The organism is Vagococcus silagei (genome assembly GCF_004795745.1).
GTDB lineage: Bacteria > Bacillota > Bacilli > Lactobacillales > Vagococcaceae > Vagococcus > Vagococcus silagei.
In genome coordinates this window covers 50135-62220 of the sequence record NZ_SDGV01000015.1, presented here as the reverse complement: position 1 = coordinate 62220, position 12086 = coordinate 50135, and the positions used below count along the sequence as shown (strand labels likewise).

General features: G+C 34.5%; 10 protein-coding genes. 1 reads left to right on the top strand and 9 read right to left on the bottom strand.

Annotation, left to right across the window (positions count from 1 at the left end; all coding sequences use genetic code 11):
* Positions 1 to 196 precede the first annotated feature (196 nt).
* From ESZ54_RS06655 to ESZ54_RS06625, 7 genes are all read right to left on the bottom strand, one after another.
* Positions 197 to 1672, bottom strand: coding sequence for a DEAD/DEAH box helicase (locus ESZ54_RS06655; RefSeq protein WP_136136887.1), 1476 nt, complete (start codon positions 1670 to 1672; stop codon positions 197 to 199).
* 132 nt (positions 1673 to 1804) lie between these two features.
* Positions 1805 to 2467: a DUF624 domain-containing protein gene (locus tag ESZ54_RS06650; RefSeq protein WP_136136886.1), complete on the bottom strand. Its 663-nt coding sequence runs from the start codon at positions 2465 to 2467 to the stop codon at positions 1805 to 1807.
* A 4-nt stretch (positions 2468 to 2471) separates the two neighbouring features.
* Entirely contained in the window at positions 2472 to 3263 is a 792-nt protein-coding gene (locus ESZ54_RS06645; RefSeq protein ID WP_162615122.1) for a carbohydrate ABC transporter permease, read from the bottom strand.
* 90 nt (positions 3264 to 3353) lie between these two features.
* On the bottom strand, positions 3354 to 4256 hold the full coding sequence (locus ESZ54_RS06640) for a carbohydrate ABC transporter permease (RefSeq protein ID WP_136136884.1): 903 nt from the start codon (positions 4254 to 4256) through the stop codon (positions 3354 to 3356).
* Between the two features lie 87 nt (positions 4257 to 4343).
* Positions 4344 to 5627: an ABC transporter substrate-binding protein gene (locus ESZ54_RS06635; protein WP_136136883.1), complete on the bottom strand. Its 1284-nt coding sequence runs from the start codon at positions 5625 to 5627 to the stop codon at positions 4344 to 4346.
* A 43-nt stretch (positions 5628 to 5670) separates the two neighbouring features.
* Positions 5671 to 6813 carry a glycoside hydrolase family 88 protein gene (locus ESZ54_RS06630; protein ID WP_136136882.1) on the bottom strand — a complete coding sequence of 381 codons (1143 nt, stop codon included), beginning with the start codon at positions 6811 to 6813 and terminating at the stop codon, positions 5671 to 5673.
* Between the two features lie 25 nt (positions 6814 to 6838).
* Positions 6839 to 7222, bottom strand: coding sequence for a hypothetical protein (locus tag ESZ54_RS06625; protein ID WP_239433762.1), 384 nt, complete (start codon positions 7220 to 7222; stop codon positions 6839 to 6841).
* 214 nt (positions 7223 to 7436) lie between these two features.
* Between ESZ54_RS06625 and ESZ54_RS06620 the strand changes: the two genes are divergently transcribed.
* A complete protein-coding gene (locus ESZ54_RS06620) occupies positions 7437 to 8495 on the top strand; it encodes a LacI family DNA-binding transcriptional regulator (RefSeq protein WP_136136881.1) in 1059 nt (352 codons plus the stop codon).
* Between the two features lie 62 nt (positions 8496 to 8557).
* Here ESZ54_RS06620 and ESZ54_RS06615 read toward each other — a convergent pair whose 3' ends face one another.
* Both ESZ54_RS06615 and ESZ54_RS06610 read right to left on the bottom strand, forming a co-directional pair.
* On the bottom strand, positions 8558 to 10240 hold the full coding sequence (locus ESZ54_RS06615) for a heparinase II/III domain-containing protein (protein ID WP_136136880.1): 1683 nt from the start codon (positions 10238 to 10240) through the stop codon (positions 8558 to 8560).
* Positions 10241 to 10255: 15 nt separating this feature from the next.
* On the bottom strand, positions 10256 to 12037 hold the full coding sequence (locus ESZ54_RS06610; RefSeq protein ID WP_136136879.1) for a DUF2264 domain-containing protein: 1782 nt from the start codon (positions 12035 to 12037) through the stop codon (positions 10256 to 10258).
* Positions 12038 to 12086 lie beyond the last annotated feature (49 nt).

Below are 12086 nucleotides of genomic sequence, written 5' to 3'. Positions count from 1 at the left end.
AGCTAAAACTTAAAAGTTGCGCGAGGAATCAACAAATAAACTAGTCAAAAAACCAGTTTTTTTCCTCTTTCAATTCGTTAAAATTTTACGCAACTGTTAATAGTTTTAGCATACATTAGTCTCTCCGTTCGTTTGAAGTAACTCTAGTTTACAATACCTAAGAATTTTTGTAAATTTATTAACTAGTCTATTCCCATTATGGTCTATTTTGACGTCTAATATCTTGTTCGTATCGTGTTTCATTAGCTTGATTCACATTACGCAGTCGACCTTTAATCGGCAATGTTTGTAACGCTTTTAAAACTTCAGGTCCTTTATGATTAAGAATTTCAACAAAAGTTGAAATATCGAGTAATTGAATGACACCAATATCTGTTGCTGACATACCATCAATTTGGCATAGCGCACCAACGATGTCACCTGCGCGCATTTTTTGTTTTTTGCCCGCATTAATATGAATCTTCATAATTTCTTCTTTAAAGTCAAAGCCTTGCTCTTTCTTAACTTCTGGTTTTTGACTTTGCTTCAAACCAAATGCTTGTTGAACAGCAGCAACTTCACTTACAGATGGTAATACTCTTTTTTTCAGATGTGCCTTTTCTTGCGCCAATATCGCTTCAAAATTTTCCTGGTCAAAATCATTGACTAGTGAAATAGCATGACCTGTATTCGTAAACCGAGCTGTTCGGCCAATACGATGAGTATACGTTTCTGGCGAATCAGGACTATCAAAATTAATCACTAACGCAATTGCTGACACATCCAAGCCTCTCGCTGCGACATCTGTTGCAACTAAGTGTCTAAAGTAACCACGTTTAAAGTCTTGAATCACACGGCTACGATCACGCTGTTCCATCCCGCCATGCAAAGCGCGTGCATCGGCACCCATTTTTTTCAAAGCATGATTGACATCATCAACCATTAACTTTGTGTTACAAAAAATGATACTACTGTCTGGATTTTCAAGAATCAGAAATTGTTCAAGAGCCTTCATTTTATTTTCACTATACACGTACTCCTGGGTAATACGTTTTTTCTTAGTATCTTGATTTTCAATTTCTATAAGTTCAGGCATTTTTAAAAATTTCTTCGTAAATTTTTGAATTGCATCAGGCATTGTCGCTGAAAAGAGCGCTTGTGTACGCTCGCGAGGTAACATCTTAAGAATACGATCTAGTTGATCGATAAAGCCCATCGTAAACATCTCATCTGCTTCATCAATAATCACTGTGTCAATCTTAGTTAAATTGATTGTACCACGTTCAATATGATCAAATAAGCGTCCAGGTGTTGCGACAACGATATGTGTCCGTTGTTTTAAATTTTTCTCTTGCGCTTGGAAAGAACTTTTTCCAAAGATTGCTTCAACTTTCAAACGTTTATAGCGACCAATATTAAATAATTCTTCTTTAATTTGCAATGCCAGTTCGCGTGTTGGTGTCAGCACTAAAACCTGTGGAGCGCGTTCTTCCCACTCAACTCTTTCACAGACTGGAATCCCAAATGCCGCTGTTTTTCCACTACCAGTTTGGGATTTTACAATTACATCTTTATCATCTAAAAGAAGCGGAATGACCCGTTTCTGTACCTCTGTTGGCTGCGTATAGCCTAAAACATTTAACGCTTTTATGATTGATTCATCTATACTAAAATGCCTAAAATTATTATCCATTTCATTAACTCCTTGAACTTTTGATTCTATTCTCTGTCGAATAGAATTTCTATCACAGTGTAGCACGCCTGAGACAACTTGGCACTAAAAAAACTCATCGATGCCTAATTAGTTATCGATGAGTTTTTTTATTTATTTTTTGTTTTTGTGTAATTGGCTACAATTTAAAAAGAGTAAACCAATAAAAATAGAAGGGGTAATCAAATATCCAAATTGTGGTTTAATAAAGATGACAATCGTCATCAATACTAGAAGAACCGCATTTAGAAGTGAGACATACCATTTTTTCAAAGCATAGAAAACTGAAATTGTTGCAATATCTTTCCATGTTCCTTGCGGATTTTTTATCTTGAAATACATCATGTTGATACCTAAACCGACTGTAATGACAAACATAATCACAAAAATCGGAATCAACCATTTTACAAATTCAAGTTTTGTAAAAGATAAAATATCTACACATACGATTATTGAGACAACTAAAACTGGTAGCCAGTATATAAACCCTTGTTTCCAGAATTTCTTAACCCCAATAAGATAGGTTTTAAAAACTGGTAAATCGCGATCTTCCTTATATTGATCTAACACATACATTGTTGTGATTAAAGACACACCATATGCTATAAAAGCAATTGCAAAAATAATAAAGTTCGCACTGGAAATTGCTAGAAACAGAGAAGCGATAAATAATAGTATGTTTGTCACTGTAAAAGCAACATTTGAAATTAAAAATACTGATACAAATTTAATTAACTTCATATAGACATTGTTATCATAAGGTTGATTTTTAAGCATGATTTTATCCTTTCATTCCAGAAGTTGCAATTCCTTCTACAAAATACTTCTGCATACTTAAGAATACAATTGCGACTGGTAAAATCGATACCACAGAGGCAGCCATAATTAAAGCGAACTCGGAATCATACAGACCCACAAACATTTTTAATCCCAATTGAATTGTTTTATTCTCTGGAGAAGTTAAATAAATGAATGGTCCCATATAGTCATTCCATGTATTTACAAAAGTAATAATTGTTAAACTAGCAATTGCTGGTTTGGTTAACGGTAAGATAATTCTACGATAAATTCCCCATTCACTCAACCCATCGATACGAGCACTTTCACAAAGCTCATCAGGAATACTACTATAATACTGTTTCAATAGAAATACACCAAAAGCACTAAATGCTTGTAGTAACACGAGTGACCATAATGAATCGGTTAATTTAAGATGACGCATCATAACAAATTGTGGAATCATATAAGACTGCCAAGGTACGGCAATTGTTCCAATATAAGCGATAAATAAAATATCACGGCCTTTGAAATGCATCTTCGAAAATCCATATGCTGCAAAACTTGAAGTAAACAATTGAATTAAAGTAATCACAATACTTAGAAATGCAGTATTTTTAAAGAATGTCGCTAAAGGGATTCGACTCCAAATAATTGAATAGTTTTCTGGGTGAAATGATTTAGGGATCCATTGAATTGGAACTGTAAATACTTCATTATTCGTTTTAAATGAAGTCGACAGCATCCATAAAAATGGAACTAACATTAAAAATGTTAGAAAAACTAATAAAATCATCAACAAAGTCGTCTTAAGATGAGCGAGTTTCTTTTTATCTTTAGTTGTTTTAAGCGTTTGATTTTGAGCTAACTCCATTTTCATCTCTCCTTAGGCTCTTTCTTGAATTTGATTCCATTTAAATTGAATAATTGTAATCGCTAAAACGATAACAAATAGAATCAAGGCAATCGCTGAAGCATAGCCGAAGTTAAATTTAACAAAGGCTTCATTATAAATTTGATAAACCAACACGTTGGTCGCACGACCTGGTCCACCGTCTGTCATTACTTGAACTAAATCAAAAATTTTGAAACAGTTAATCACAAGCATGATTGTAACGAAAAATGTTGTCGGTCTTAATGATGGTAGTGTCACGTTGGTAAACTGTTTCCACTTATTCGCACCATCAATCACTGATGCTTCATACAATTCTTTGGGAATACTTTGTAAACCTGCTAAATATAAGATCATATAATAACCCATATTTCGCCAAATACTAACAATAATAATTGCTATTAAAGCCCATTGCGAACTTGATGTCCACCCTGGAGGATTTTCAATAAACATTTTTAGGAATTGATTAATTGGTCCCTTTGTTGGATGAAATAACATATTCCAAACAACCGCAATGGCAACTAGTGATGTTACATAAGGGAAGAAAAATGCCGTTCTAAAAAATTTCATCCCACGAATTTTTTGATTTAAAAGAATCGCAATTCCTAATGAGCATACTAATGTTAATGGCACAACACCAATTGTATAAATAAAGGTATTCTTTAGGGAAATCCAAAAGGTTTCATCTGTCATCATTTTAGAGAAGTTATGAAATCCAATGAATTTTGGTTTTGAAAATGAATCCCATTCAGTAAAAGCTAAAATGAGTGAGAAAACAACAGGTATCAGTGTAAACACGAAGAACCCGATAAAATTCGGTAATATAAAAGAATACGCAGTTAATGTATTTTTCCTTCTTAATTTGTGATTGTGTTTATCTTTAAGTTTTGCTTCCATGCTTTATCCTATCAGCTTTTGATGATAGGCCTCCTTCCATTTAAGAGAAAGTGGTATTGAAACTTGATCAATACCACTTCATTGGTCTTATTTAATTTCTTGAGCGACACGTTTTTCCATGCTAGCAATACCTTTTTCAGGAGTAGAATCGCCAACTAGAATTAATTCATGTTCTTCTTGTAAAATCTTGTCGATTGCAGAACCATTTTTGTCTACAGGGAATTCAACACGAATTGTATCTGGGTTAAATGCTTTTTGTGATGCTTCATCAGTAGGCATACCTTTTTTACTGAAGTATAATTTGTTAATTGCATCTGTTCTATATGAAGGAACCACACCAACTTCAGCTAAAACTTTCGCACCTTTTTCACCTGAAGCAAAATCTAAGAATTTTTGAGCCATTTCTTGGTTTTTAGCATTTTTGTTAATTGCAAAGGCTGTTGGTGAACCAAATGTTGTGTTTTCACCTTTTTTCTTTTGTGGAACTGGTGCGATTGCCCAGTCAACATCAGTTTTACCAGCGTCTTTATTAGCTAAAACACCAGCCATATACCAGCTACCCATAGGCATCATTGCAGCTTTAGAACTTTCAAATTGTGAAGCATATGTTACACCAGTTGATTTTGCAGTACCATAATCCATGATTGATTTGTCATCTTGCATACGTAACACACGGTCGTAGTCTTCTTTTAAGAATTCATATTTTGCTTTTGTTAAGTTTTTGTCATTTTGTGCTGCTGACATTGCTTGAACAACTGAACGCCACGTATGTTGGTAAGCACCAAATTGACCTGTATCTGTATCTGTTAAATCTTTGGCAACTTTTTCATATTCTTCCCAAGTTAAGTTAACAGGGTATTCAATTTTTTTATCATCAAACATTTTTTTGTTATAGTATAGTACCCAGAAGTCAGTACGATATGGTTGTGCATATGTTTTACCGTCGATATCAAACATGTCATAACTTTCTTTAGCAGCTTTTGTATCTAAATCTTTAATATGATCAGTTACATCTACTAATTGATTTCTCATAGCATAGCCAGAGTAAGAAAGTAAGTTTTTCATTGTAATAATATCTGTCTCATCGCCACTAGACATCATTGTTGTAATTTTTGTATCGTAGTCGTCTGAAGCGATATCGACTGGACTCACTTTAACGCCAGGATTTTCTTTTTCAAAAGCACGGAAAAGTGCTTCAAATTCTGGTGTTGTCTCGTAGTTCCATGTTGTAACTTTTAATTCAATATTTTCTTTATCACCTTTACTAGATTTAGTGTCTACTGCTTTTTCTTTGTTTCCACATGCGCCGGCTATTACAACTACGGCACCTAATAATGCTGTCGATAATAAAACTTTTGTCCATTTCTTCATTTTTAAATCCTCCACTTTATATTTTTAATTTTTTTATAGTTAATTACCAATACAAATTCCAAGCTTGTTTCAATCGAATTAAAGCTTCAACATAATAGTAATCCCCCCAAATCATACATTCATTAACGCCTGAGTTTGTATTTTTATCATAAACACCTTCAATTAATAATCCATTTGATTCAGGATGATTTTTTGTTGTGTATTTATCTTTAAGAGCTTCTGTAACCTCGATTGCAACTTGCTCATAAGTCATACGATCTGGATCTGACAATGGTAAGTGTTTTGCAAGTTCGAGTAAACCGCAAACTAAAATCGCTGCCGATGAACTATCTCTTTCTTCATCACTTCCATCATTAAAATAAAGATCCCAATACGCTACGCGGTCTGCTGGCAAATGATTGATAAAGTAATCGGCCAGTTGTTTAGAAGTTGCCAGGAAGGTTTTATCACCAGTATGAAAATAACTTAAAGCAAATCCATATACTCCCCAAGCCTGACCTCTAGCCCAACAAGATTCATCAGAGTACCCTTGAGCTGTTTTACCAGTTAATGCTTCACCTGTTTCTGTATTAAAGAAATAAGTATGATACGTCGTTGCATTGTCACGAACGATATATTTTTGTGTCTGCTTAGCATGATGATAGGCAGCTTCGCGATAGGTGCTGTCCCCGGTTTGATTGGCCACAAAGTACAGTAATGGTAAATTCATCAAACAATCAATAATCATGCGACCGCTTTCATTTGGATCTGATAAATTCCCCCAAGCTTGAATAATATTTGCTTTAGGACTATATCTTTCCATTAATAAATCAGCTGCGGTAATTGCTGTTTTTACAGATTCTTCATGTTGATTTACTTTATAATCAGCAACTGCTGACAAGCTATATAAGAAACCTATGTCGTGTGTTTCAAGCTCAATTTTTTGTGCTAAACGATATCTAAATGACTCCATTTGAATGTTGATACTTTCATCAAATTCATTACTATTCGTTAATTCTTTAGCAAGGAACAACATGCCAAGCCAAAAACTTGCAGTCCAATCGGTATTCCCTTCTGGGATATAGACTAAATTTTGACTTGCTGCAGGTGGAACGTCAGTTTTAAAAACAGCTTGATTCTCTCGTATTTTCGATAGAACGAACTCAACTTCCGAATCGAGCCAAGCAAAATGTTTCTTATCAATCATTCTTTTTCTCCTTTATTTTTTGTAGCTATTCTAATTCAATATAGGAAGTTTTTACAAAACCATAGTATTCTCCGTAAACAGTTATCTCATCTTCAATTTTTAATTCCTTATCTTGCTCATTGAATATTTGATATTCTTCACCATCATTCAAGAGCACAAAACGATCTCCTTTTTTTATTTTTTTAGATTTACTATCTGATTTTATTATTTTCCCTTTCATTTTTATGTATTCATGTAAAGGAACTTCCCCATTTTGATATTCTTCTGTTGAGTAAGATGACGATTTACTCACAATGGCTTTTTCAAAGTCTTCATCAGTAGGAAAACTGTTCTCTTTTAGTTTTGCACTACAACCAGTCAAAAACAATAGTAAGATGATAAGAGTTGATTTAATCGTTGTTTTTAGCACAAGTTTTTCACTCCACTTCTTAAAGCGCTTTCTTTAACTAAAATTTTACTATTTTTTAGGAAAAAGTCAATATTTTTTACCAAAAATAATCATTTATTTTTAAAAAACAGTACAAATCGGTAGTTAAACAAACATTTAATTAGATTTATGTGATTTTTTTAGTAAAAAATGGTAGAATATACTTTAAATAAGAAAATAGAAAGGTAAGATAGTCATGGCAACCATAACAGATATTGCGAATGCCGCTAATGTGTCCATTTCAACTGTCTCAAGAGTCTTAAATTACGATGAATCTCTTTCTGTCACGGATGAAACGCGGCGTAAGATTTTCGAAACAGCAGAAAACTTAAATTATACCAAGTATAAGAAGAAAAAAAGAGATCGTGATCAAAAAGCTGCTAAAATTGCTGCTAATGCAGCCTCACCTGCCCTTCAAGGAACTATAGGAATTTTATTATGGCGAACAGATGAAGAGGAGTTAGACGATATTTACTATATGTCGATTCGCTTGGGTGTTGAAAAGAAAGCCAGCGAACTTGGATATAACGTCGTAAAACTGTACCAACTTGACGACAACTTAACAACCAATCTTGATGGTATCATTGCGATTGGCAAATTTGATGCGCACACATTAGAGCATATTCAAACTTTAAATCACAATATCTGCGTGATTGGGACTAACTTCCCAATTAATAACTTTGACTCAGTCAATACAGATTTTTCGCAGGCAACCGATTTGGCTTTAAATCATTTATTAAGTTTAGGTCATGAACGTATTGCTTTTATTGGTGCTGAAGAAAATCAAAATATGTATGGCTACCGTGAATATAAAACACCAACGATTTTGACTTACCTGGATATTATGAAGAACAAGAATTTATTTTCTGAAGACTATTTCTTTGTTCAAAATGAAAAAAGTTTGAATGTTGAAGTAGCTAAAACACTGACTAAAGTAGCTTTAAAAAAATGGAAAAATAATATGCCTTCAGCGATTCTAGGGTTGAATGATTCCGTTGCAATTGCGATTATTAACACGCTGCAAGAAGAAGGTTTCCGCATACCAGAAGATATCAGTGTCATGGGAATTAACGATATCTCAATCTCACAATATGTTTCTCCCCCACTCACAACAGTAAAAGCCTTTACTGAAGAAATGGGCGAAACAGGGATTGAAATTTTACACGAGCAAATTAATAAGCCCTCTATTAACAAGCGCATTTTCTTAGAAACTGAACTTGTGATTCGCCAATCAACGGCTAGATACGAAGCTTAAACGACATAATAAAAGATCCTCCTCAAAAGCTTGATATAGCATTTTGAAGAGGATGTTTTTATTTATATTTTTTGAAGTAGCACTTTTGTTTGGATTTTTATGTCTTCTGTTGCATTAAAATGTGCTTGAATTAAAAAGGCTGTTTTTGTTTCACCTTTGTGATTCGAATAAACCTTCTCCTCTATTACGATATTCGCCGTTTCCATCTCAATTCGACACATCATCTCTTCATTAGCCAAAGTTACGATATAATCCGTAACAACTGGTGGCATGATTGTAATATAATTCTCAACAACTTTATTTTGCGCACTCTCAAAGTGGAATTCATCTGTAATCAATAACTCGTGATTATTGGCGTTCACATCAAAGCGACGTCTGAAGCTGTTTACTCTGCTTTCTTTAGCATATGTATCAGTTAAGTCATAGCACACCATCTGCTCTTCAGCTGAAACACTAGCGTCATGAATTGAAGAGGATACACTACCACTTACCTGTGAATAACCATTTATGATTGGTATTGAATGACCTTCTGCTGCATTATTTAAAAAGTTATAGCGCGTCTCTTCTTTGAAATAATCTGCCACATATTCACCAGCTCCTAAATCAGTTAAAAATAATTCACGCATATCACCTAGAATAAAATGCCCTAAATCATTATGATTATGACTTTCATCATTGCGTCCACCTTTAAATGCAACATTCATTTTTTCCTCAGGATAACGCGCGAAAAACCACTGAGCATCTGGATAAAACTTAATATCTTTGACAACCTTTTCAGCATGTAGCTCAGTCCATTCGTAATTTCGAATTAATTGAGCGAAACGATAGCAATGATCAAAATCTAAAGGATTGATTGCTTTAATTTCTGGTATCTCAACACCAAATTGTCGGTAACAATACGACAATAACCCTGAAGGTAAAAGTGTTTTATTATAATCTGAAAATGGAACGAAGTTATCATCAGACATTAAGCTATGATATGGAAACGCTGCAATATTTTTTACTTTTTGACTTGTTAATAAGGAAGCATCACCATATTGTTCACGCAACATTTCGGCAAAATAGATATAATAACCAAATCCGTAAGACCAGTAACTCACACCTTCTAAACAAGCGCCATCTTCATAAAAGCCGTCAAGATAGGCACTAAATGAATCCTTTATGCGATAAACAATTGCTTGTTGTCTTGCTGATTGGAAAGGCAATTGATAGAATGCGCACATGCCAACACAGCCACCAACAACAGAATTCCAATTATTTTCGACAGTCTCCCAATGCCATTTTTTAGCTTCAAAAGGCACAAAAATACGTCTGTCAATTTCTAAATGTACGCGTTCTTTAATCATTTGAGATAAATGTTCACCTAGAAGATGCGTCAACTCAGCTAAGGTTTGGCCCGTTTCTGACGCAAATAAATCAATCATTTGGGGACTGTTAGAATCATAAATGCTTTGACTGCTATCCAAATGCGCAGGCAAACTCCAAGTATACTCATTACAAATTAACCAAATAATTTCTTCGAGGAAGCAAATATTCTCCTCACTCGGATTGAAATAGGCATTTAAACCAAAAACAGCTAGTTTACGCCGACGCTCAAAATATAATGCTTCAAATTCAAGACGATTACCATCTTTTAAATAACGCATAAAAGGCTGATACTCGTTTCGAATTACTTCTTGATTTTGATGATATTTATCAACCGCATCTTGAATTGTTTTTCTAAAGATTAATTGACTCTCATTCAAGCGAGCTTCCTCCTTCTAAAGTGTAAATTCATACGTGACAGCACCTGCTACATTTAAAGTATCCCCAGTTAATTCCACTGTAAATGATACTTCTTCTGAAGCTTCAAAACCACCGACTAAACTCACCAAGCGATGTGTGCCTGGCATTAAATCAGTTGCTTTTAAAGACGGATGATTACTACATTGGAAAAAGAGATTTGTATTTGGTTCCATGCGAATCATTTTTGCTTCATCAAAGCCTTTAATTGCTTGCATTTGAGTAATGCCAATTGTATTTTCACAGCGCACCATTTCTTCCGTAATCTTGATTGTATTATCATCTGTAAATGGTACCGCAAAACCACCCTCAACAGCAGTTAATTGACGTGCGGTCTCAATATCGTGAACTCGGATATGCCAACCTTGTCCTAATGGAATAACTGTTGATTTAATCGTCACGTCAACCCATGGCTGCCACACATTAATCACACGATCAGCTAGTATTTCATATGATGTAGTTGTTAATTTCGAACGATAATACAAATCATTCTCAGATAAGGCTAAACAATTGTCAAAACCACCTTGCGTATAGTAAAGAGAACCTTTTGACACACTAAAACCAAATTTAGATGAATAAACTAATTTGCTATACTTGGCATCAATATGCGCTTGATAAGCTTCAAGTTGTCCTCCAACAAAAGATTGGATTTGATTTTTGCTATCGCTAATCACCATGCGAGCTTCAGGTAAGAGATGTAATTCTCCAGTTTCTTTTTTCGCAACTGGCTCTTCTTGCCAATAGGGATGATTATCTGGAACAGCTAATAAAATGAATGATTTCAAAGCCCAATACGGAGAACCGGGAGCATTGTAACCTTCTGCCATGACTAAGTTTTCATAGTGATAACCGACTGACAAAAAACCTGATGCATTAAAAATATCATGAGAAAACCATTGTGCCATATTACGACTAATGATTCCTTTAATTTCGCCCCATGGTAAAGCTTCAACATCACAAAAGACAAGTGCTGACCAAAATGAACACTGTGCAAAACGATAAGTTAAACTACGCCCAAAAGGTAAAGCCTCACCTTTCTCGTCAAACCAATATTGGAACGTTTGCGCAAACATTGTGGCACGTTCTTTGAATAGGGTACATCTTTCTGGGTCTTCTTCTGCCATGAATTTAGCATAAATCAAACTATAATAGTGAATCGCAAATGAAATATAATAATCCATTTGAGAATCGACACCATCAAAGTACCAACCATTATCAATATAGAAACTCTCAATCACTTTAAAATCAGCCTCAACTTGATTTGGATCCCATTTTCCTGCACACTCTTTTAATGCCAAGTTTACAAGCACACGGAAGAATAGCCAATTATTCTTAGGCGTTTTATGATGATTAATTGAATCGAGCCATTTCGCAAGATTATCTTGTTGCGTCTTGCTCATTTTTTCCCATGTTTTTTCTTTACTTAAAAGTAACGTCGTACTTAAAGCAGCCATTTCAACTAGTAATTGATCATAGTCTTTGGTATCTCCCCAATAATGCGCGCTTTCCGGATCAGTACCATTTATAATACCTGAAACATAAGCATCGTTTAAAAACTGATCATCGTGATCCACTAAAAACGGTCCAAACGCCCATAACGGACGTAAAAAAGCTTCAATTTCTTGCGTGTTTTTGCCGTAAACAGAACCACTTGTACCTAAATCTAAGCGGCCATTATCTGAATATTTAGCTTTTAATGGATCCATCAATTTTGAAAAGCCATTTAAAAAATCTTGTTTAGTTTGAAATTTATTTTCCATGGTTCTCTCTCCTATTTGTTACACATATTTTTTACGAGCTGCACTCACG

Excerpts from the sequence above, each read along its gene's own strand:
- ESZ54_RS06655 (WP_136136887.1), bottom strand. The coding sequence starts at position 1,672 with ATGGATAATAATTTTAGGCATTTTAGTATAGATGAATCAATCATAAAA.
- ESZ54_RS06650 (WP_136136886.1), bottom strand. The coding sequence starts at position 2,467 with ATGCTTAAAAATCAACCTTATGATAACAATGTCTATATGAAGTTAATT.
- ESZ54_RS06645 (WP_162615122.1), bottom strand. The coding sequence starts at position 3,263 with ATGATTTTATTAGTTTTTCTAACATTTTTAATGTTAGTTCCATTTTTA.
- ESZ54_RS06640 (WP_136136884.1), bottom strand. The coding sequence starts at position 4,256 with ATGGAAGCAAAACTTAAAGATAAACACAATCACAAATTAAGAAGGAAA.
- ESZ54_RS06635 (WP_136136883.1), bottom strand. The coding sequence starts at position 5,627 with ATGAAGAAATGGACAAAAGTTTTATTATCGACAGCATTATTAGGTGCC.
- ESZ54_RS06630 (WP_136136882.1), bottom strand. The coding sequence starts at position 6,813 with ATGATTGATAAGAAACATTTTGCTTGGCTCGATTCGGAAGTTGAGTTC.
- ESZ54_RS06620 (WP_136136881.1), top strand. The coding sequence starts at position 7,437 with ATGGCAACCATAACAGATATTGCGAATGCCGCTAATGTGTCCATTTCA.
- ESZ54_RS06610 (WP_136136879.1), bottom strand. The coding sequence starts at position 12,037 with ATGGAAAATAAATTTCAAACTAAACAAGATTTTTTAAATGGCTTTTCA.